This window comes from Janthinobacterium sp. JC611 (genome assembly GCF_018682595.1).
In the GTDB taxonomy this organism is placed as follows: Bacteria; Pseudomonadota; Gammaproteobacteria; order Burkholderiales; family Burkholderiaceae_D; genus Janthinobacterium.
In genome coordinates this window covers 241,173-263,242 of sequence record NZ_JAFLJN010000014.1, presented here as the reverse complement: position 1 = coordinate 263,242, position 22,070 = coordinate 241,173, and the positions used below count along the sequence as shown (strand labels likewise).

Below are 22,070 nucleotides of genomic sequence, written 5' to 3'. Positions count from 1 at the left end.
TTGCCAGACCACTGCAGGGAACGCTACGCGGCGGGCGACGCCGCGATGCACCACTGCCGCAGACAGGCAAGGACAGGATGACATGGGGGTTGCTTGACCGTTGCGGGCTGCTTTCAACGGCGGTCACTGAAAGCACGTCTGGCGCTGTGCCAGGCATGTATTCATTTGGCAACACCTATCCATTGAACTTTAAGGAGTTTTGTATGAATCTGCGCCCATTGAACGATCGCGTCATCGTCAAACGCCTCGACCAGGAAACCAAGACTGCGTCCGGCCTCATCATTCCTGATGCAGCTGCTGAAAAACCGGATCAAGGCGAAGTCCTTGCCGTAGGCAATGGCAAGATTCTCGACGACGGCAAAGTCCGTCCTCTGGATGTCAAAGTGGGCGACCGCGTCCTGTTCGGCAAGTACGCCGGCCAAACCGTCAAAGTTGACGGCGATGAGCTGCTGGTCATGCGCGAAGAAGACATCATGGCGATCGTCGTCAAGTAATTGTTTCCACGTTTTATTAAGTAGATCTATTCCGAAATCTCTGGAGAATTGAACATGGCAGCTAAAGAAGTAGTATTCGGCGACGCAGCGCGCGCCAAGATGGTCGAAGGCGTCAATGTCCTGGCCAACGCAGTCAAAGTCACGCTGGGCCCGAAAGGCCGCAACGTGGTCCTGGAGCGCTCGTTCGGCGCCCCTACCGTCACCAAGGATGGTGTGTCGGTAGCGAAAGAAGTTGAACTCAAAGACAAGCTCATGAACATGGGCGCGCAAATGGTCAAGGAAGTTGCTTCCCGCACCAGCGACAACGCCGGCGACGGCACCACCACCGCGACCGTGCTGGCACAAGCCATCGTGCGCGAAGGCATGAAGTTCGTTGCCGCCGGCATGAACCCGATGGACCTGAAGCGCGGTATCGACAAGGCCGTTGCCGCCACCGTCGAAGAACTGGCGAAAATCGCCCGTCCTTGCACCACGACCAAGGAAATCGCCCAAGTCGGTTCGATCTCGGCCAACTCGGATGCATCGATCGGCGAGCGTATCGCTGAAGCGATGGAAAAAGTCGGCAAGGAAGGCGTCATCACCGTCGAAGACGGCAAGTCGCTGAACGACGAGCTGGACATCGTTGAAGGCATGCAGTTCGACCGCGGCTACCTGTCGCCATACTTCATCAACAACCAGGAAAAGCAAGTTGCCGTGCTGGACAGCCCATTCGTCCTGCTGTGCGACAAGAAAATCTCGAACATCCGTGACCTGCTGCCGGTACTGGAACAAGTCGCCAAAGCTGGCCGTCCACTGCTGATCATCGCCGAAGACATCGAAGGCGAAGCGCTGGCGACCCTGGTGGTGAACAACATCCGCGGCATCCTGAAAACCTGCGCAGTGAAAGCCCCTGGCTTCGGCGACCGTCGCAAAGCCATGCTGGAAGACATCGCTGTCCTGACCGGCGGTCAAGTGATCGCTGAAGAAGTCGGCCTGACCCTGGAAAAAGTGACCCTGGCCGAACTGGGCCAGGCGAAACGCATCGAAGTGGGCAAGGAAAACACCATCGTCATCGATGGCGCCGGCGAAGCTGCCTCGATCGAAGCACGCGTGAAACAAGTGCGCGTACAGATCGAAGAAGCGACCTCGGACTACGACCGTGAAAAACTGCAAGAGCGCGTGGCCAAACTGGCTGGCGGCGTTGCCGTGATCAAGGTTGGCGCAGCCACCGAAGTCGAAATGAAAGAGAAAAAAGCCCGCGTTGAAGATGCACTGCACGCGACCCGCGCTGCCGTGGAAGAAGGCATCGTGCCAGGCGGCGGCGTAGCCCTGCTGCGTGCACGCGCCAACATCGCGATCAAGGGCGACAACCCTGACCAGGACGCCGGCATCAAGATCGTCCTGCGCGCAATGGAAGAGCCACTGCGCATGATCGTGCAAAACGCTGGCGAAGAAGCTTCGGTCGTCGTGGCAGCCGTTCTGGCTGGCTCGGGCAACTACGGCTACAACGCTGCCAACGGCACGTATGGCGACATGGTGGAAATGGGCGTGCTGGACCCAGCCAAAGTGACCCGTTCGGCGCTGCAAAACGCCGCTTCGATCGCATCCTTGATGCTGACGACCGACTGCATGGTCTGCGAAATCGCTGACGACAAGGCAGCCGGCGGCATGGGCGGCGGCATGGGTGGCATGGGCGGCATGGGCGGCATGGACGGCATGATGTAATGTCCGGCGTCCCCGCGCCGACGGCGCGCAGGGACGCTTACGCCGGACAGGCGCTGGCAAGCCAGGACCTGCCAGCGCCCGCCCGGCGGCCCCGAAAGCCACCTTCTACGGAAGGTGGCTTTTTTTTCGTCTTTCTTTTTAGCAATTCCAACGATTGCCCGTGCGGGCGTTTTGCTTTAGCATGGCCGCCATCCTTCACCTTCTGACGCCACCACCGCCATGCCGCCACGCGCCTCTTCTTCCAAAACCACCATCATCGCCGGCATCCTGGCCGGCTTGCTGGCCGCCGGGCTCGGCGCGTTCTACCTGCACCAGCAGTCCGCGCCGCGCGCAGGCAATCCCCCGGCCGCGAGCAGCCCGGCGCAAGAGCAGAATGCGCGCGCCGTCGATGCCTTGATGGCGTTGCCGGAGATTAAGGCCTGGTCGGCGCATATCGAAAAGGCGTCGGGCGGCCGCGCGCACGGCGCCGTGATGGAAACGTCGCCCGAGACGCGCCTCGTCGATGGCGTCGCCTGTTATCAGCTGAGCTTTTTCGAAAGCACGCCCGATGCGGCGCACCGCTGGGAAAGCTTTGTCGTGACGCCTGACGGCAAGCGCATCCTCGTCGACGACATCGTCAGCGGTGAGCTGATCAGCCTGGAGCAGTGGCGCAAGGACAACGCGCCCATGCAGCGCATCGCCACGCAGTAACACCCTACGCCGGCGCCCCTTGCGGCGCCGCGCCGCGCACGCGCGCCACCCACCACACCGTCCACAGCGACAAGCCCGCCGCCAGCCAGCCATTGACGCCATAACCGCTGATGTGGCCGGCCGCGTCCGTCTGCAGGCTCAAGCCGCCCAGCCAGGCGCCCAGGCCGCTGCCCAGGCTTTGCAGGGCTGCATTGGCGCTGAGAAAGGCGCCGCGCTTGTGCGGCTCGGGTATCGTCGTCAACAGCGCCTGCAGTGGCACCATGCGGCCCGACACCAAGGCCATAAAGAAGGGAAACGCCAGCATCAGCCCCAGCAGCGGCAACTGGGGCAAATGCGTCATGAACAGCAGCGGCGCGATCGACAGCAGCGAGACCCAGCGGTACACCTGCTGCTTGCCGGCCCGGTCCGCCCAGCGGCCGATCAGGCGCGCCGTGAAGATCGTGGCGCAGCCGCCCGCCAGGTACACCCAGGTGACGTCGGCCGGCGCCAGTCCCATATTGCCCACCAGTACGGGCGAAATGAAGGGAATCACCAGCATGCCCGCCGTCATGTTGACAATCGACAAGGCAAACGCTTGCAGGTGGCGCCGCTCGCGGAACAGCGCCAGCAGCTTTGGCAGCACCTGGCGCAGCGGCGTGGCAGCCGCGCCCATGTGCGCCGTCAGCGAGGGCAGCACGCGCGCCGCGCCCAGCCAGACCAGCAGCGACAGCACGACCAGCAGGAAAAACGGCGAAGCCCAGCCGAAGTGCGCGGCCAGCACCACGCCGATGGGCACGCCGCCCACGGCCGCCATGGCAAACGAGGTCATGACGATGCCCGTGGCCGCGCCGCGCCGCTCGGCAGGAATCACGTCGCCGATGATGGCCATGACCATGGCGCCCAGCACGCCGCCCGTCAGCCCGGCAAAGGCGCGCGACCACAGCAGCACGTGGAAGGTCGGCGCCAGCGCGCAAGCCAGATTCGACAAGGTGAACAGGCAAAACATGGTCAGCAGCAGCTTCTTGCGGTCGAAGCGGTCGATATACGTGGCCGCCAGCAAGCCGGACAGGCCCGCGCACCAGGCGTAGGCCGAGACGGCGCCGGACACGGCCGCCGGGCCGATGTGAAAAGCCTGCATCAGCTGGGGCGCCAGCGGCATCATCACCATGAAATCCATGATGACGGTAAATTGCGTGAGGGCCAGCAGCCACAGCATCGCGCGCTCGCGGGCCGGCGTCAGCATGGGGACGGGCGCGGCCTTCGGTGCGCCCATCATGCGAGCGCCTCGATCTCGGCACGGGCCTGGCGCAGGATGGCGCGGATGGCGTCGAGGCGGGCCGCGTCCGGCTCGCCCATGTGCCCGCGCGCCAGCACCGCGGCCTTCAGTTCGTGCATCAGGTGGCGCAAGTCAGCGTCGCCATCGGCCGGTGCGCACACGCGGGCGGCGATGGCGTCGACATAGGCGCGGTTGGCGTCCAGGAAGGCCAGCCCTTCCGGCGTGATGCTGTGCAGTTTCTTGTTGCCATCGAGGCTGACGGCCACGTAACCGTGTCCCACCAGGCCATGCATGAGCGGATAGATGGCGCCGGGGCTGGGCGCATACGCGCCGCCGGCGCGCTGCGCGATGGCCTGGATGATGTCGTAGCCGTGGCGCGGCTTGTCGGCGATCAATTGCAGCACCAGGTAGCGCAAGGTGCCCGCATCAAACATTTTCGGCCCGCGCGCGGCGGGAACAGGCTTGGCGGCCGCGGCGGCCGGCGCATCGCCCTGGCTGTGGGCCGCCGCGCGCAGCGGGTGCGTACCGCAAAGAAAAAGGGACATGGCATTCCTTAAGATATATCGCAATAAGATATATCTTATGTTCGATACCGCCGCAACGCAAGGTTTACTTTCCGGTATCGAAGCCCGATACTCGCCCACATGCCCGCCGCCTTCCGCGCCACGCATGCGGCGGAAAGCGGCTTGGCGCAGGCACAGACAACCAAGCGCTTGCGCGTCACTTTTCACCAAATAATATTTGGCGTTTTTAACGGCGAACAATTGATCGCCATTGCAGGCCGCCATAGCCCATGCCTGCACCTGCCCGTGGCGCAGGACAAGCACGCGGCGTCGCCCCTGTCCTGGGTTGCGGTTTTACCCTGGAAGACCGTCCCGCGTCGGACGGCATGCTGCCGATGCGGCTGTGGCTGTCCCGCCCCGCTCGTGCAAGTGCCAGTGCAAGTGCCGAAAGTAATGTCTTTATGGAAATCAATACCTTACAAATCCCTGCGAAATAGCGGACAGGCCGTTTTTTCTGTTGCAAGCAAACGCGGCAGGCCTTAGCATCGCGGCTTACAAAAAAAACTTGGGGAGAGCCAATGTCATCGGCCGAGACACACACCGCCACGGGCAAGATGCCCCGGCAAATACCGTACATCATCGCCAACGAAGGCTGCGAACGCTTCAGCTTTTACGGCATGCGCAACATCCTGACGCCATTCCTCATCAGCACCCTGCTGCTGATGATCCCGATCGACCAGCGCACGGGCGAAGCCAAGCACGTCTTCCACACCTTCGTCATCGGCGTGTATTTCTTCCCGCTGCTGGGCGGCTGGCTGGCCGACCGCTTCTTCGGCAAGTACAACACCATCTTCTGGCTCAGCCTTGTGTATTGCGCCGGCCACGCCTGCCTGGCCATCTTTGAAAACAGCGTCAACGGCTTCTATTTCGGCCTGTTCCTGATCGCCTTCGGCTCCGGCGGCATCAAGCCGCTCGTCGCTTCGTTCGTCGGCGACCAGTTCGACCAGACCAACAAGCACAAGGCCAAGCTGGTCTTCGACATGTTTTACTGGATCATCAACTTCGGCTCCTTCTTCGCTTCGCTGCTGATGCCGATGTTCCTGCGCGACTACGGTCCGGCCATCGCCTTCGGCATCCCCGGCATCATGATGCTGGCCGCCACCATCGTCTTCTGGATGGGCGCCAAGAAATACGTGCACGTGCCGCCGGCGCCGCCGAATCCCGATTCGTTCACCCGCGTGGCCCGCACGGCCCTGCTGGCGCGCGTCGACGGCGGCTCGCGTCCCGGCCTGTACGTGGCGTATGTCGGCGTGATCGGCGCCCTGTATGCGTTCTACAGCATTCCCGAATGGGGCTTCGTGATTTCCGCATGTACGGCGCTGGTCCTGCTGCTGGCCTTCGGCAGCATCGGCACGGCCATGCAGCTGGAACGCGCGCGCGGCATCCACCCGGACGAAGCCGTCGAAGGCGTGCGCGCCGTGTTGCGCATTCTCGTCATCTTCGCCCTCGTCACGCCCTTCTTCTCGCTGTTCGACCAGAAGGCCTCGACCTGGATCGTGCAGGCGAACACCATGGAAAAACCAAGCTGGTTCCTGCCGGCGCAGATGCAGGCGCTGAACCCGATGCTGGTGATGCTGCTGATCCCGTTCAACAACCTGGTGCTGTACCCGATGCTCAACCGCTTCGGCCTGGAAGCGACGGCCCTGCGCCGCATGACGGCCGGCATCGGCTTTTCCTCGCTGGCCTGGATCGTCATCGGCTTGCTGCAACTGGCCCTCGACAGCGGCAACGCCGTCTCCATCATGTGGCAGATCCTGCCGTATGCCCTGCTGACGTTCGGCGAAGTGCTGGTCTCGGCGACGGGACTGGAGTTTGCCTACAGCCAGGCGCCCGTCTCGATGAAGGGCGCCATCATGAGCTTCTGGAACCTGTCGACCACGGTGGGCAACCTGTGGGTGCTGATCGTCAACCGCAGCGTCATGAACGAAGGCGTGATCGGCAAGATCGCCGAAAGCGGCATCAGCGTGACGGCCTTCCAGATGTTCTTCTTCGCCGCCTTCGCCGCCGTCGCCATGCTGGCCTTCGGCCTGTATGCGAAGCGCTACAAGATGGTGGACAACTACCGCCAGGCGGCCATCCCGGCAAAGGCGTGATGCCGGCTTGATCTACGACAAATCTGCCGCAATGAAGAAGGGCGCCCTCGGGCGCCCTTTTTTTACGTCGTCACGCTCGGCGCATCGCGCCCCGTGCGCGCGCGGATCTGCGCCACCTGCTCGGCCACGGCGATCAGTCCCGCCAGCGCTTGCTGGGTCGGGATGCTGTGTTGCCCGGGATCGGCTTCGTAACGCTCCAGATACAGGCGCAGGGTGGCGCCTTCAGTGCCCGTGCCGGACAGGCGCAGCACGATGCGCGCGCCATCCGTCATGACGATGCGAATGCCCTGCCGCGTCGCCACCGAGCCGTCGACGGGGTCCGTGTAGCTGAAATCGTCGGCCAGCGCCACCGTGTAGCCATCGAACACCTGGCCCGGCAGGGCGGCCAGCCGGCCGCGCACGGCTTCCATCAGCTGCTGCGCGCCGGCGCTGTCGATGTCTTCGTAATCGTGACGCGAATAGTAATTGCGGCCATAGGTCGCCCAGTGCGCGCGCACGATGTCTTCCACCGATTGTTTTTTCGCTGCCAGCAGGTTGAGCCAGAACAGCACGGCCCACAGGCCATCCTTTTCGCGCACGTGGTCCGAGCCCGTGCCGTAGCTCTCTTCGCCGCACAGCGTCGCCATATCCGCGTCGAGCAGGCTGCCGAAGAACTTCCAGCCCGTCGGCGTCTCGTAGCACGGGATGCCCAGCGCGCTGGCGACCCGGTCGGCCGCGCCCGACGTCGGCATGGAGCGGGCGATGCCCTTCAAGCCCCCACGGTAGCCGGGCGCCACGCTGGCGTTGGCGGCCAGAATCGCCAGGCTGTCCGACGGCGTGACGTCGAAGCGCCGGCCGACGATCATGTTGCGGTCGCCGTCGCCGTCCGAGGCGGCGCCGAAGTCGGGGCCATCGCCGGCCGCCATGATGGCGATCAATTCCTGCGCGTTGACGGGATTCGGGTCCGGGTGGCCGCCGCCGAAGTCTTCCAGGGGCACGCCGTTGATGACACTGCCCTTGGTAGCGCCCAGCATGTCTTCCAGGATGGCCGTCGCATACGGGCCGGAGACGGCGTGCATGCCGTCGAAGCAAAGGCGCAAGCCGCCCGCGAACAGGGCGCGGATGGCGTCGAAATCGAACAGCTGCCGCATCAGTTCGGCGTAATCAAGCACCGGGTCGATCACCTCGACCGTCATCTGCTCGATGCGCACCGCACCCGGTTTGTCGAGGTCGATGTCGGCAGCGTCGCTGATGCGGTATTCGGTGATGGCTTGCGTGCGGGCATAGATGGCTTCGGTGACCTTCTCGGGCGCCGGGCCGCCATTGGCGATGTTGTACTTGATGCCGAAATCGCCATCGGGGCCGCCCGGATTATGGCTGGCCGACAAGATGAGGCCGCCGCTGGCGCCATGCTTGCGGATCACGCAGCTGACGGCCGGCGTCGACAGGATGCCGCCCTGCCCCAGCAGCACGCGCGCGTAGCCATGCGCGGCCGCCATGCGCAGCACCGTCTGGATCGCCGCGCGGTTGTAAAAGCGGCCGTCGCCGCCCAGCACCAGGGTCTGGCCATGGCAGTCGCCGAGCGTGTCAAAAACGCTCTGCACGAAGTTTTCCAGGTACTGCGGTGCGCTGAAGACAGCCACCTTCTTGCGCAGGCCCGACGTGCCTGGCCGCTGGCCGGCAATCGGCGCCGTATTGATGATTTGTATACCCATGTTGCCTCCCTTGACTCCCCATGTTAACCCATGCCGGACCAGCGGCAAAACGTTGTACGTCTGCCACGGTGCGGCAAGCCGCTTAGCGCAACATCCCGGCATGCCATATAATGAGAATCATTCTCATATGCGGCATTCCTGGCTGCGGACTCATATATCGGACGCCGTGGTTGCACGCTATTACCAAGAACTGTTGAACTTTTGCTGGCGCAGCTTGCGCAACCGCGAGGCTGCCGCCGACCTGGTGCAGGAAAGCTATGCGCGCGTGCTGAGCGAAGCGGCCGTACGCGAGCCGCGCGCGCTGCTGTACCACACGGCGCGCAACCTGCTGATCGACCAGCATCGCCGCGCCGCCTTGCGCCAGCATGAGGCACTCGACGCCCTGCCGGAGGCCGCGCATCCGGCCGCAGCGCGCCATTTGCAGCCGGAGAAGGCGCTGGAAAGCAGCCAGGACTGGCAAGCCTGCGTGGCCGCCATCGACGCCTTGCCGCCCCGTTGCCGCGACGCCTTCGTGCTGCACGTGTTCGAGGAATTGCCGCACGCGCAAATCGCCGCGCGCATGGGCATTTCCGTGAGCATGGTGGAAAAACATATCGCGCGGGGCATGCTCAGTTGCCAGGCGCAGTTGCGTTCTCTGCGGGAATGCGCATAATGCCGGGCATGACCGCCCACCCGCCCCGCCACGATTTCGGCCCCTCGGCCCAGGAGCAGGCGGACTTGCGCGAGTACGCCGACTTTGCCGCCACACAAGATGACGTGGCGCTGGCCGCGGCGACCTGGTTCAGCCGCCGCCATGCCCTGACCGCGCAACAACAGGCCGAGTTCGCCTCCTGGCAGGCGGCCGATCCGGCCCATGCCGAAGCCTACGCGCAACTGCAAAGCACGCACCGCGTGGCGCGCCGGATTCCCGCACAGTTCGCCGCGCGCTGGGCGGTGCCGCCAGCCGCAACGCACGTGACACCGCAGGCGCCGCGCCGTCATTGGCTGCGCGCGCTGCCGTATGCGGCCGCCGCCATGCTGCTGCTCAGCGTGGGCGCGGGCGGCTACCAGTGGTGGCAGCAACCCGTCTTCAGCCAGTCGTATGCCACCATGCGCGGCCAGCGCCTGGCCGTCGCGCTGCCCGACGGCAGCCAGGTGCAGCTCGACACGGCCACGCAGCTGCACGTCACGCTGTACCGCCAGCGCCGCGAAGTGCGCCTGGCGCACGGTGAAGCGCTGTTCCAGGTGCAATCGAAGCAGGGCCAGCCCTTCGACGTGCTCAGCGGCCCTTTGACGGTGACGGTGGTGGGCACGCAATTTGCCGTGCGCAATACCCTCGAGCACGACGGCGGCCTGCGCGTGGCCGTGCAGCAAGGCCACGTGCGCGTGGCGGGCGCGGGACAGGAACTGGTCGACCTGCGGGCCGGCCAGGGCGTCAGCAGTGATGCCGGCGGTCACTTGTCCGAGGTCGCCAGCCTGGCCCCGAACAGCGTGGCACCCTGGCGCGCAGGCAGGGTCACCTTCGACAACGTGCCCCTGGGTGCGGCGCTGGCCGAGTTCGAGCGCTATGGCGACACGGGCCTGGTCGTGCGCGATCCGGCCGTCGCGCAGCTGCGCATCGGCGGCAGCTTCAGCCTGACCCAGCTGGACCGCTTCGCCGCCGCCCTGCCCCAGCTCTTGCCCGTGCAGATCGTGCGCAGCGGCACCGTCAGCACCATCGGCATGGCGCCGAAAGCCGCCGCGCAGGCGCCGCTCATGCAACTGCAACAAAATTAATGAAAATAATTCTCATTCGCAGGTGAGGATTTGATCCACTGCCGCGTCTACCCAGTTAATCGACAATAAATTAACCTGGAGAAATGCAACATGTGGTCCCCCCGCCTCAATCTGACACCCGCCCCCCTCGCCTTGGCCGCCATGCTGGCACTGGGTAGCTTTTCCCTGGCGCACGCGCAAACGGCCCCCACCGTCAAACTGTCCATCGCCGCCCAGCCGCTGGGACAAGCCCTGAATGAGCTGGCCCGGCAAGCGAATCTGCAACTGCTGTTCGCGCCGGACCTCGTGGCAGGCAAGACGGCACCCGCCGTCAGCGGCAGCCTCAGCGTGGCCGACGGCCTGGAGCGCCTGCTGGCCGGCAGCGGTCTGACGGCTGCCATCGACGGCAACAGCGTCATCATCCGCCCCACGCCTGCTGCCACAGGCAAGGTGGCGACCCTGGCGGAAATCACCGTCAGCGCGCGCCAGGAGGCGACCAGCGATACCGAGCTGACCAAATCGTATGCGGCGCAAGCGGTGAGCATCGGCAAGGGCCGGCAAAGCCTGCGCGAGATTCCCCAGTCCGTCTCCGTGCTGACGCGCCAGCAGCTGAACGACCAGAACCTGCTGAGCCTGGACGACGCCATGCGCGGCGTGACGGGCATTACCGTCGAAGCGAGCAGCACGGGCGGCAACCACGGCAACTTTTATTCGCGCGGCCATGCGCTCGATAGCGTGCAGGTCGATGGCGTGATGACGCCGGCCAGCACGGGCAACGACTTGTCGGCCGGTTTCGGCCTGGCCATCTATGACCGCGTGGAAGTGTTGCGCGGACCGGCCGGCCTGTTCCAGGGCGCGGGCGATCCGGGCGGCACCATCAACCTGGTGCGCAAGCGGGCGCGCGACACCTTTGCCGCTAGCGGCGTGCTCAGCGCGGGTTCCTGGGACCGCTACTACGCGGAAGCGGACGTGACGGGTCCCCTGAGCGCGGACGGCAAGGTGCGCGGCCGCCTGGTGGCCGCGTATGAACACCGGCGCTCCTTCGTCGACCACGTGTATGCGGAAAAACCGCTGCTGTACGGCACCGTCGCCGTCGACGTGGCGCCGGACACCGTGCTGACGGGCGGCGTCACCCACCAGCAATACCAGGGCCGTCCCGCCTTCGGCCTGCCCGCGTATGAAGACGGGCGCCTGCTCGACGTGCCCCGTTCAACGTACCTGGATCCGGCCTGGAACCACATCACGGAAAAAGTCACCGAATACTTTGCCGAACTCGATCACAAACTGGACAACGGCGGCCAGTTCAAGGTGACCGCCCTGCACCGCGAGCAGGATGAACCGTCGCGCCATTTCGGCTGGTCCGACTGCGCGGCCGATCCCGTCACGGGCGACAGCTGCCTGGTCAGCTGGACCTACCGCAGCCACTGGAAGACGCAGGGGCTCGACGCCTGGCTGGCCACGCCGTTCCAGGCGTTTGGCCGCAGCCACGACCTGATCGTGGGCGCCGACTACCGCCAGGTGCACAAGAATTTCCAGTATGGCGGCGGCGACAATGCACCGATCAACATCTTCCACCCGGATAACAATGTGCCACAGCCCAGCTATACTTTCTCCAACGGCAATGACAACCGCACGAAGCAGTTCGGCCTGTACACGCGCACCCGCCTGCAGGCGACGGACCGGCTGGCCGTCAATCTGGGCGGGCGCCTGACGCACTGGCACAACCATACCATCAACCGCAACGCGTATTTCAACCAGTTCACCGACGTCAGCGACACCATCAACGCGAAATTCACGCCGTACGCGGGCCTGCTCTACGAGCTTGACAAACAGGTGTCGGCCTACGGCAGCTACACGCGCATCTTCTCGCCCCAGACCACCACGGACGCTGCCGGCCAAACCCTGAAGCCGCGCACGGGCCAGCAATTCGAGCTGGGCCTGAAGGCGGAGCTGTTCGACAAGGACGTCAACGCGCATGCGGCCCTGTTCCGCATGGAAGACGAAAACCGCGTCATGCCCGATCCGGCCAACCCGCTGTTTTCCATCGGCGCCGGCAAGATGCGCAGCCAGGGCCTGGAAGCCGAGCTGAGCGGCAGCCCCTTGCCGGGCTGGAACATCACGAGCGGCTATTCCTACACCAGCACGCGCACCCTCGAAGGCAGCGACGACCAGAAGGCCCAGCTGTACACCTTCATCGCGCCGCGCCACAATTTCAATCTGTGGACTAATTACCGGCTGGCCGGCGCGCTCGACAAGATCAGCGTGGGCGGCGGTTTGCGCAGCGTCAGCAGCATGTACCGCCTGAACGGGCCCGTGAAATTCGAGCAGGGCCCCGTCACCACGGTGGGCTTGCAGGCGGGCTACCGCCTCAGTCCCAAGCTGGAGCTGTCCTTGACGGTAAACAACCTGTTCGACAAGAAGTACTACACGCGCGTGTGGGCCGCCTATGGTTCCAACTTCTACGGCGAACCACGCAACGCCATGCTGACCCTGCGCGGCCAGCTGTAAACGCCCGCGCTTGCGCTTGCACGGCCGCCGCCAGCAATGGAGCGGCCGTGCTCGTTTGCAACATCGCACTCTTGCATGTCTCGCAACCCCGCACTATAATAAGAATAGTTCTCATTCACATTTGACTCACTCCCGAGTCTGCACGCAGTCGCCTGACTGATGCGCGGCTGGATGACATGCTGCGCCAGCCAGGCACCACCGCCAAGCAAGCCTTCCCCTACCAATAAAGCGTGCCGCACGACGGCAGGCGCACGAGAAGAAGGATGTTTCATGGCACGAACACATTCGTTGGCCGGCAGCGTTGCCGCCACGATTTTCCCCGTCCTCCCTGCATTGCGCATCCGGCCGCTGGCCATCGCCATGCATGCGGCCTTGCTGACGGCGGCGCTGGGCGCGGGCGCGTCCGTAGCTGCCGATGCGCCCGCTGAACCCGCGGAAGCCACCCTGGGCGAAATCAAGGTGCTGGGCCAGCAAGACAAGGCATCGACCGAGCATACTGGCTCCTACACGACCAGACAGATGGCCACGGCCACGCGCCTGGGCCTGTCGATCCGCGAAACGCCGCAATCGATTTCCGTGGTGACGCGCCAGCGCATGGACGACATGGGCTTGAACAGCCTGGCCGAGGTGCTGGTGCAGTCGACGGGCGTGACGGTGCAGGAAAACGACAGCGAACGCACGAACTTTTCGGCACGCGGCTTTTCCATCGGCAATTACCAGATCGACGGCGTGGCCGTCAATTCCGGGTCGAATGCGCTGTTCGACACGGCCATCTATGACCGCATCGAAATCGTGCGCGGCGCCACGGGCCTGGTCAGCGGCAATGGCGACCCGTCGGCCACCATCAACATGCTGCACAAGCGTCCCGGCAAGGAATTTTCCGCCTCGGCCGGACTGACCGTCGGTTCCTGGAGCAAGGTCCGGCTCGAAGGCGACGTCAGCGCGCCGCTGAACGCGGACGCCAGCATCCGCGGTCGCGTCGTCGTGGCCGGCCAGAACCGCCATTCCTATATGGACCTGTACCAGGAACGCAAGCTGGTGGGCGCCGTCATCGTCGAGGCGGACCTGACGCCGGACACCATGCTGACGGCCGGCATCGACTATCAAAAGAACACGCCGAAAGGCACGAGCTGGGGCACCACGCCCCTGTTCTTCAGCGATGGCACGCCGGCCAACATGCCCCGCTCGTTCAACATGGCGGCCAAGTGGAGCAGCTGGGAGCGCGCATTCGAAAACAAATACGTCTACCTCGAACACCGCTTCGCCAACGACTGGAAGATCAAGGCCGCCTACGGGCGCCTGGACAGCGCATCGAACGGCAAGCTGTTCTACGGCGGCAGCGGCTACCCGAACCGCGACGGCTCCGGCCTGGGCGTGTGGAGCAGCGCCTTCCCCTACGATGAAAAGCAGGACAACTTCGACCTGTCGGCCAATGGCGCCTTCCCCCTGTTCGGCCGCCGGCACGACCTGGTGCTGGGCGTGAATGGCTGGAAGCGCGCGGGCACGACGAATGAAACGCAGTTCGAGGATCCGCTGCCCTTCGCCACCACCATTCCCGACTTCCGCCACTGGACGGGCGACGTGCCCGAGCCGGCCATGCTGCGCACGGGCGCGCGCGACGTCGCCACCACCAAACAGTCGGGCGCCTTCATCGCCACGCGCATCAACGTCATGGACAATCTGAAGGTGCTGGCCGGCGCGCGCGTCTCGAAGTGGGAAACGTATAACGACCGCTACGATACCCAGGGCCGTTTTGCGAAGCGCAGCTCCGCCTACAAGACGGACGATGTCGTCACGCCGTATGCGGGCCTGGTGCTCGACGTCAGCAAGAGCACCTCGCTGTACGCCAGCTACACGGACCTGTTCAAGCCGCAGAACCTGAAGGACAAGAACAATGCCTTCCTCGACCCGATCACGGGCAGCAACATCGAGGGCGGAGTGAAAAGCGAATTCTTCGACGGCGCCGTCAATGCCTCGTTCGCCGTGTATGAAGCCAAACAGGACAATCTGGGCGAGGAAGACAGCTCGGTGCCGCCGACCTTCGTGCTGCCGGACGGCAACCGTCCGTATGTCTCGACGGGCAAGGGCACGAAAAGCCGCGGCTACGAAGCGGAAGTGTCGGGCAGTCCGATGACAGGCTGGCAGCTGTTCGCCGGCTACACGCACAGCAAATCGAAGACGGGCAAGGGCGTGCTGACCAACACCATCCAGCCGAGCAATATGCTGCGCGTCTCGACCACCTACCGCCTGCCGGGCGCGCTGCACAATCTCACCGTCGGCGGCGGCTTGAACTGGCAGAACGATATCTGGACGATGGCCACCCTGCCGAACAAAAGCAAGATCCGCGTCAGCCAGGGCAGCTACGTGCTGGCCAACCTGATGGCGCGCTACCAGATCAGCCCGCAACTGTCGGCCAGCCTGAATGTCAACAACCTGTTCGACAAGACGTATTTCCGCCGCGTGGGTTTCTATAACGGCGGCTATTACGGCGAACCGCGCAACGTGGCGCTGAACCTGCGCTACCAGTACTGATGCATCGCAGGCCGCTGCCCCCGGGAACGCGGCCGCTTTGTCCATTTCACATAACAAGATAAGGGATACACCATGCACCTCACTTCCATCGCGCGCCTCGGCGCCCTCGCCGCCGCCCTGCTGGGCGCGGCCCTCGCTTCTGGCTCGGCCAGCGCGCACCAGATCTGGCTGCAGCAGGACGGCAAGGCAGCCAGCGTGTACTTCGGTGAATTTGGCGACAACCTGCGCGAAGCATCGCCCGGCCTGCTGGACAAGTTCAGCATCAGGAACGTGACGTGGATCTCGGCCAAAGGCGTGCAGCCACTGCAGGCAAGCAAGACGGCTGGCGCGTTCATCCTGAATGGCAAGGTGGGCGCCGGCGAAAGCATCGTCGTCGAGGAAGACAATTACCCGTCATGGGAAGAAAAGAAGGATGGCAAGAGCACGCGCACCGTGTGGATTCCCGCCGCGCGCCTGGTCGCCGACGGCAAGGCGCAAGCGCCCGCGCTGACCCTGGACCTGGTGCCGACCGGCCAACCGGGCCAGTTCCAGGTCAGCTACCGGGGCAAGCCGCTGGCGCAAGCCAAGGTCAACGCCGTGGTGCAATCGGGCTGGGGCAAGGAAGCGTGGAGCGATGCGCAAGGCCTGGTCAGCTTCCCGCTGCCATGGAAGGGCAGCTATGTACTGGAAGTGCAGCACACGGACAAGACGGCCGGCCAGCGCGGTGCGCAAGCCTATGACAAGGCCATGTTCGTGACCACCCTGAGCCTGCTGCAGCCGCACGGCGTGACGCCGCTGCCGGCCGGCCCGGCCCAGCCACCGAGCAAGGATCACGACTGACCATGCAAGCGCCAGCCATCATTAAAATGCCGCGCCTGCGGCTCTCCGCCGGCGCCGTCTACCGCCTCGGCGTGGCGTCGCGCAGCGTGGCGGCCATCGTCGGCGGCTACGTGCTGGCCGCGCTGCTCACCATGCTGCTGTCGGTGAGCCTGCCCATGGCCCGAGCCGAAGCCGTCATGACGGCCACCCTGCTGTCGTTTGCCATCTACACCTGCGCCGTGCTGTGGGTCTTCGCCACGCGCAGCGCCCTGCGCGCCTGGCTGGGTCTCCTGATTCCGGCCGCCGTCATCGCCGCCATCCTGCAGTGGATGGACGCACTCTCCTGGAGTCTCGCATGAAAGAAGGTTTCCGCCAGTCGATGGCATGGCTGCACACCTGGTCCGGCCTGCTCGTCTGCTGGATCTTGCTGCTGGTGTTTTGCGCCGGCACGGCCAGCTACTACCGCAATGAAATCACCTTGTGGATGCAGCCCGAACTGCACGGCGCCGCCGCCAGCCAGGTGAGCACCGAGGAAGCGGCCAAGGTGGCGCAGCAGGCGATGCAGGAGCGGGCCCAGGGCGCCACGCGCTGGTTCATCAGCCTGCCCGGCGAACGCAGCCCCGCCACGCAGCTGGGCTGGAGCAAGCCATCGCAAGCGGGCGAGAAAAAACGCGGACGGCGCGGCAATTTTCATAGCGAAAAAGCCGATCCGGCCACGGGCGAGGTGCTGTCCAAGCCGCGCGAGACGCGCGGCGGCGAATTCCTCTACCGCCTGCATTTCGACCTGCACTACATGTCGGCCATCTGGGGCCGCTGGATCGTCGGTTTCTGCGCCATGTTCATGTTCGTTGCCATCATCAGCGGCATCGTCACGCACAAGCGCATCTTCAAGGACCTGTTTACCTTCCGGCCGAAAAAGGGCCAGCGCTCGTGGCTCGACGCGCACAACGTGACGGCCGTGCTGGCCCTGCCCTACCACATCATGATCACCTACACGGGCCTGGTCACCCTGATGTTCCTGTACATGCCGTCCGGCGCCACGGCCGCCTACAAGGGCGACCAGGACGCCTTCTTCGCCGAGGCCTTCCCTGGTCGTACGGGCGACGGCAAGCCGGCCGGCGTGGCCGCGCCGCTGACGCCGTTCGCGCCCCTCGTGCGCCAGGCGGAACAGCACTGGGGCGGCAAGGTCGAGCGCATTTCCGTGAACCACCCGGGCGATGCCAACGCCACCATTTCGCTGACGCGCGCCGGCGGACGCGACATGTCGTCGAAGCAGCCGTCGATGCAATTCGATGGCGTGTCCGGCAAGCTGCTGGCCACCGACGGCGACGCGCAGCCCGGCGCGGCCGCCACGCACGGCGTGATGGTCGGCCTGCACGTCGCGCATTTCGGCGGACCGCTGCTGCGCGCCCTGTTCTTCCTCTCCGGCCTGGCCGGCTGCGCCATGGTCGCCACGGGCGCCCTGCTGTGGGCCGTCAAGACGCGCCAGAAGCAGGCCAAGGCGCTGGCCGCCGGCAAGCGCGCCAGCTTCGGCCTGCGCCTGGTGGAAGCGCTCAACATCGGCGCCATCGCCGGCATGCCGATCGCCTTCGGCGCCTATTTCTGGGCCAACCGCCTGCTGCCTGTGACGATGGCAGACCGGCCAAAAGAGGAAATCGCCTGCTTCTTCGGCGCCTGGGCCCTGGCCGCCATCATCGCCCAGCTGCGCCCCTCGCGCGCCATGTGGCGCATGCAGCTGGCCGCCGGCGCCTTCCTGCTGGCGTCCCTGCCCGTGCTGAACGTCTTCACCACCAGTTCGCACCTCGGCGTGACCCTGTTCCTGGGCCGCGGCCCCGTGGCGGTGGCCGCCTTCGACCTGGTGGTGCTGGTGCTGGGCGTGGGCCTCGCGTATGCGGCATTCAAACTGAAACCGCTGCCCGTGAAAGCGGCCAAGGCACACAAGGCAACGGATGCGGTGAAACCGGCGCAAACGATGGAGGCCGCATGATGGAGCTGTTAGCCGACTTCCTCGCAAATTTCCTTGTTTTCGCCCTGTGCTACGCGGGCCTGTCGTCGCTGTGCCTGGCGATGGACCGCCACTATGCCGACCTGCACGGGCGCGGCGCCGAACCGCCCGCACCGCTGCGCCGCCGCCTGCAGTGGGCCGGGTCGCTGACGCTGGCGGCGGGACTGGCCTGGGCCATGCACCTCGCCGGCGGCGGTTACGGCCTCGTCTACTGGGTCGGCAGCCTGACGGGCTGCGGCTTGCTGCTGATCTGGCTGCTGCCGTATGCGCCGCGCCAGGCCATGCGCCTGGCGCGCGTTGCCGGCCGCGCGGCCGTGCTGGCCGCCGTGCTGCTGGCGGCGCTGTCCGTCAGGCCGGGCTAGGCGACTTGAGCAGCGCCTCGATGCCCTCGGGCGCCATGGCGCGGCCGAGAAAATAGCCAAACGCCTCGTCGCAGCCCATCTCGGCCAGCAGTTCCAGCTGCTCGCCGCTTTCCACGCCGCCGGCGATGGTGCGCAGTCCCAGCGTGCGCGCCATCGCCACGATGGCGCGCACCATGGCGCCGTCGCCGCCCGGTTTGCCCACGTCATCGACGAAGCACTTTTCGATCTTCACGGCATCCGTGGGAAAGCGTTTCAGGTAATTGAGCGAAGCGTCGCCCGTGCCGAAATCGCTGATGGCGATCGCCATGCCCAGCTGGCGGAACTGGCGCAGTATCAGTTCGCAGTTCTGGTTGCGGTCGATCAGGATGCCGGCGGCGATTTCCAGCTCGATGCAATGGCCCGGCACGCCGGCCGCGTCCAGCGCGGCGGCGAAATTGCGCGCGATATCGCGCTGGTAGAACTGGCGCGCCGACAGGCTGACGGACACCGTCAGCATCTGCCCCTGCGCGATCCAGCTGCGCGCCTGCTCCACCGCCGTGGCCATCACCCAGGCGCCCACCGGCAGGATCAGCGCGCTTTCCTCCAGTACCGGTAAAAAATCGAGCGGCATCATCAGGCCCAGTTCCGGGTGCTTCCAGCGCAGCAGCGCCTTCACGCCCGTGATCGTGCGCGTCTTCAAGTCCATGCGCGGCTGGTAGAACAGGGCGAACTCGTCGCGTTCAAGCGCGTGGCGCAGGGCCGTCTCGAGGATGGTGCGCGAATACGACTGCGTCTGCATGCGCGGCGCGTAGCGCAGGCAGGTGCCCGGCGCGTGGCGCTTGGCCGCGTACATGGCCAGGTCGGCCTTTTCGATCAGCGCATTGACGTCGTCGTCGTCATCCGGGTACAGGGCCACGCCCACGCTGGCCGCCACCGACAGGCTGTATTCGCCGATGACGAAGGGCGCGGCGATGGCGCCGACGATTTTCTCGGCCACCCGCTCCGCATCGTGCGCCGTGCGCAATTCCGTCAGCAGGATGATGAATTCGTCGCCGCCCTGGCGCGCCACCGTGTCGACCTTGCGCACGCACTGCTGCACCCGGCGCGCGAACTCCGTCAGCACCTGGTCGCCCACGTCGTGCCCCAGGCTGTCGTTGATGGATTTGAAGCGGTCGATGTCGACGAACAGGACGGCCAGCAAAGCCTGGTGGCGGCGCGCGTAGGCGATGCCGTGCTCGAAGCGGATCTGGAAATGCAGGCGGTTCGGCAACCCCGTCAATCCGTCGTGGTGGGCGATGAATTCCAGCTGCTGCTCGGCGCGCCGGCGCGCCGACACGTCGTGCAGCAGCAGCACCGCGCCGCCCTGCGCCAGCGGCGCGCAGCTGTATTGCACGTCGATGCGCTTGCCATCGAGATGGCGCAGCAGCACGGCGCCGCGCACCACCTCCAGCACTTCCTGCCGCGCCACGCAGTCGCGCACCTGGCGCGCCGCATCGACGGGCGTGCCGTCGTGGAACAGCGGCAGCAGCTGCGTCACGGGCTGGCCCAGGCCATCGTCGCCCAGCCGCCCGCCCATGGCGCTGGCGCGGGGATTGAGGTAGCGCACCACGCCGTCGTGGTCGGTGCCGACGACGGCCGCCGGCAAGGCATGCAGCAGCGCCAGCGCATCGGCCATGCGCCGCGCCTGCGCCGCCTGCAGCACCACGCCCGTCGCATGGCGCAGGCGCCACATGCGCGCCGCCTGCCACTGGCAGGCCAGCAGCACGCTCAGCATCACGGCCAGGGTCAGGCACAGGGCCAGCAGCAGCGCCGTCATGCGTCACCCGGCAGGCTAGAGATGGAAGACATGCTTTTCCTTTGCAACGCGCGCCATGCGGCCGGGCGCAGAACCATGCGGAAAGGAAATAGTATAAGAATTTCGGCGCGATAGTTGCCTGATGGGGCGCCGCTTGACTGGCGTCAAGCGGCACGGCGGCACGCCCGCGTCAGGCCAGCGACAGCTTCCGCGCCGGGGCGGCGCCCGCCGGGACGGCCACGTTGGGCGTGCCGTGCAGCTTGAAGATGCTGACGGCGTCGGCCAGGCTGGCCGCCTGCTGCTGCAGCGCGTCCGCGGCCGCGGCGGCCTGCTCCACCAGCGCCGCGTTCTGCTGCGTCACGCCATCCATCTGGCTGATGGCGATGCTGATCTGCTCGATGCCGTCGCGCTGCTCCACGCTGGCCACGGCGATCTCGCCGATGATGGCGTTGACGCGCTGCACGCTGCTCACCACCTCATCCATCGTGCGCCCCGCCTGGCCGGCCAGCACGCTGCCCTCTTCCACCGTGCGCACGGATTCGCCGATCAGCTGCTTGATTTCCATGGCCGCCGCTGCCGAACGGTGCGCCAGGCTGCGCACTTCCGTCGCCACGACGGCGAAACCGCGTCCCTGCTCGCCCGCGCGCGCCGCTTCCACGGCCGCATTCAGGGCCAGGATATTCGTCTGGAAAGCGATGCCGTCGATGACGGCGATGATGTCGACGATGCGCTTCGACGAGGCGTTGATGTGGCTCATGGTCTGCACCACCTGCGCCACGGCCTCGCCGCCACGCTGCGCCACGTCGGACGCGCCGCCGGCCAGCTGGCGCGCCTGGTCGGCGTTGTCGTTATTCTGCCGCACGGTAGAGGTCAGCTCGACCATCGAGGCGGCCGTCTCTTCCAGCGAGCTGGCCTGCTCTTCCGTGCGCGAGGACAGGTCCATATTGCCGCTGGCAATTTCGCTCGACGCCGTGGCGATGGCGTCCGTGCCGCTGCGCACGCGGCCCACGATGGCGGCCAGGTTGCCGCTCATCGCCTTCAAGGCGCGCAGCAGGTCGCCGATTTCATCGCGGCTGCCGTCGGCCACGACGGCGCGCAAGTCGCCCGCCGCCACCTGCTGGGCGATGCCGACGGCCGCGCCCAGCGGCACGGTGATGCTGCGGATCAGCCACCACACGGTGACGGACCCGACGACCAGGGTCACCAGCACGGTGGCCAGCATGGCGATGCTGGCGCTGCGGTGCGCGGCCGCGTCCTGCTCCTTCATCTGCGCCGTCAGGCTGTGCGACTGCTTGCCGATGACGGCAACGATGGCGTCGATCTGGCGCGTCGGTTCGCGGTCCATGCCCTTGACCAGCGCATCGACGGTCTGGGCGCTGTCGGCGCGCGCGCCATCATACTTTTGCAATGCCGCCAGGTAGCTCACGCCCAGCGCGTCGTGCGCCTGCAGCGCCTGCTCCACGGGCGCCGTGTCGAGTTTTAATGCGCCCATCATCGCCTGCAGGTTTTTTAATTCCTTGCGCGTCTGCGCGCCACTGGCAACAAAGGCTTCGCGGTAGCGCCGGAAAGCGGCCGCATCGCCGCCGCGCAGCAGGATGTTTTTCCATTCCTGCACCTGGATCTTGAATTCCACCTGCGCGCTGCGCGCCGCATCCACCGCTTCCGTCAGGGCCACGGAGCGCTGCATGGCCTCGTTGGCGCGCGCGCTGGCCGCGTCGAGCGCGCTCCAGCCGCGCGCGCCGACGAACACCAGCGCAAGAAAGAAGAAGGCGCCCAACAGACCCAGGCGGACGGAGATTTTCAGATTCGCAAGTTGCATGTGTTTCTCCCGACGGCAAGAACAGGATGGCAACAAAGACGCCGC

The 22,070-nt window shown here is 65.6% G+C and carries 17 protein-coding genes; 12 read left to right on the top strand and 5 right to left on the bottom strand.

What is annotated here, in order from left to right; translation table 11 throughout:
• Positions 1-203 precede the first annotated feature (203 nt).
• The 3 genes from groES to J0O65_RS10420 all read left to right on the top strand — a co-directional run bounded on the left by groES (position 204) and on the right by J0O65_RS10420 (position 2,888).
• Entirely contained in the window at positions 204-494 is a 291-nt protein-coding gene (gene groES / locus J0O65_RS10430) for a co-chaperone GroES (protein ID WP_010400979.1), read from the top strand.
• 54 nt (positions 495-548) lie between these two features.
• The gene (groL, locus tag J0O65_RS10425) at positions 549-2,198 is read left to right on the top strand and encodes a chaperonin GroEL (RefSeq protein ID WP_215406492.1); all 1,650 of its coding nucleotides are present in this window, start codon (positions 549-551) and stop codon (positions 2,196-2,198) included.
• Between the two features lie 219 nt (positions 2,199-2,417).
• Positions 2,418-2,888: a hypothetical protein gene (locus tag J0O65_RS10420; RefSeq protein ID WP_251373642.1), complete on the top strand. Its 471-nt coding sequence runs from the start codon at positions 2,418-2,420 to the stop codon at positions 2,886-2,888.
• A gap of 4 nt (positions 2,889-2,892) precedes the next feature.
• Here J0O65_RS10420 and J0O65_RS10415 read toward each other — a convergent pair whose 3' ends face one another.
• Both J0O65_RS10415 and J0O65_RS10410 read right to left on the bottom strand, forming a co-directional pair.
• Positions 2,893-4,143 (bottom strand): MFS transporter, encoded by a 1,251-nt coding sequence (locus tag J0O65_RS10415; RefSeq protein WP_215406490.1) that lies wholly within the window; start codon positions 4,141-4,143, stop codon positions 2,893-2,895.
• A complete protein-coding gene (locus tag J0O65_RS10410; RefSeq protein WP_251373641.1) occupies positions 4,140-4,688 on the bottom strand; it encodes a PadR family transcriptional regulator in 549 nt (182 codons plus the stop codon). The genes J0O65_RS10415 and J0O65_RS10410 overlap by 4 nt, the downstream gene beginning before the upstream one ends.
• A 536-nt stretch (positions 4,689-5,224) precedes the next feature.
• Between J0O65_RS10410 and J0O65_RS10405 the strand changes: the two genes are divergently transcribed.
• Positions 5,225-6,799, top strand: coding sequence for a POT-type proton-dependent oligopeptide transporter (locus J0O65_RS10405; protein WP_251373640.1), 1,575 nt, complete (start codon positions 5,225-5,227; stop codon positions 6,797-6,799).
• A gap of 62 nt (positions 6,800-6,861) precedes the next feature.
• Here the strand turns inward: J0O65_RS10405 and J0O65_RS10400 are convergent, their stop codons facing one another.
• Positions 6,862-8,493, bottom strand: coding sequence for an alpha-D-glucose phosphate-specific phosphoglucomutase (locus J0O65_RS10400; RefSeq protein ID WP_215406488.1), 1,632 nt, complete (start codon positions 8,491-8,493; stop codon positions 6,862-6,864).
• Positions 8,494-8,659: 166 nt separating this feature from the next.
• Here J0O65_RS10400 and J0O65_RS10395 point away from each other — a divergent pair, with 166 nt between their 5' ends.
• From J0O65_RS10395 to J0O65_RS10360, 8 genes are all read left to right on the top strand, one after another.
• Positions 8,660-9,145: a sigma-70 family RNA polymerase sigma factor gene (locus J0O65_RS10395; protein ID WP_215406486.1), complete on the top strand. Its 486-nt coding sequence runs from the start codon at positions 8,660-8,662 to the stop codon at positions 9,143-9,145.
• Positions 9,145-10,248, top strand: coding sequence for a FecR family protein (locus J0O65_RS10390; RefSeq protein WP_215406483.1), 1,104 nt, complete (start codon positions 9,145-9,147; stop codon positions 10,246-10,248). Before J0O65_RS10395 ends, J0O65_RS10390 begins: the two co-directional genes overlap by 1 nt.
• A gap of 90 nt (positions 10,249-10,338) precedes the next feature.
• On the top strand, positions 10,339-12,735 hold the full coding sequence (locus J0O65_RS10385; RefSeq protein WP_215406482.1) for a TonB-dependent siderophore receptor: 2,397 nt from the start codon (positions 10,339-10,341) through the stop codon (positions 12,733-12,735).
• 270 nt (positions 12,736-13,005) lie between these two features.
• Positions 13,006-15,267: a TonB-dependent siderophore receptor gene (locus tag J0O65_RS10380; protein WP_215406480.1), complete on the top strand. Its 2,262-nt coding sequence runs from the start codon at positions 13,006-13,008 to the stop codon at positions 15,265-15,267.
• Between the two features lie 72 nt (positions 15,268-15,339).
• Positions 15,340-16,086 (top strand): DUF4198 domain-containing protein, encoded by a 747-nt coding sequence (locus J0O65_RS10375; RefSeq protein ID WP_215406478.1) that lies wholly within the window; start codon positions 15,340-15,342, stop codon positions 16,084-16,086.
• Between the two features lie 2 nt (positions 16,087-16,088).
• On the top strand, positions 16,089-16,424 hold the full coding sequence (locus J0O65_RS10370; protein WP_251373638.1) for a DUF3649 domain-containing protein: 336 nt from the start codon (positions 16,089-16,091) through the stop codon (positions 16,422-16,424).
• The gene (locus J0O65_RS10365; protein WP_215406477.1) at positions 16,421-18,052 is read left to right on the top strand and encodes a PepSY-associated TM helix domain-containing protein; all 1,632 of its coding nucleotides are present in this window, start codon (positions 16,421-16,423) and stop codon (positions 18,050-18,052) included. Before J0O65_RS10370 ends, J0O65_RS10365 begins: the two co-directional genes overlap by 4 nt.
• Positions 18,049-18,432, top strand: coding sequence for a DUF3325 domain-containing protein (locus J0O65_RS10360; RefSeq protein WP_251373637.1), 384 nt, complete (start codon positions 18,049-18,051; stop codon positions 18,430-18,432). Before J0O65_RS10365 ends, J0O65_RS10360 begins: the two co-directional genes overlap by 4 nt.
• On the opposite strand, the gene J0O65_RS10355 is transcribed toward J0O65_RS10360, so the two are convergent.
• Positions 18,419-20,227 (bottom strand): putative bifunctional diguanylate cyclase/phosphodiesterase, encoded by a 1,809-nt coding sequence (locus J0O65_RS10355; protein WP_215406475.1) that lies wholly within the window; start codon positions 20,225-20,227, stop codon positions 18,419-18,421. The two genes, J0O65_RS10360 and J0O65_RS10355, sit on opposite strands and share 14 nt — an antisense overlap.
• Positions 20,228-20,396: 169 nt before the next feature.
• Positions 20,397-22,025, bottom strand: a complete 1,629-nt coding sequence (locus J0O65_RS10350; protein ID WP_215406473.1) for a methyl-accepting chemotaxis protein — start codon at positions 22,023-22,025, stop codon at positions 20,397-20,399.
• Between the last annotated feature and the right edge of the window lie 45 nt (positions 22,026-22,070).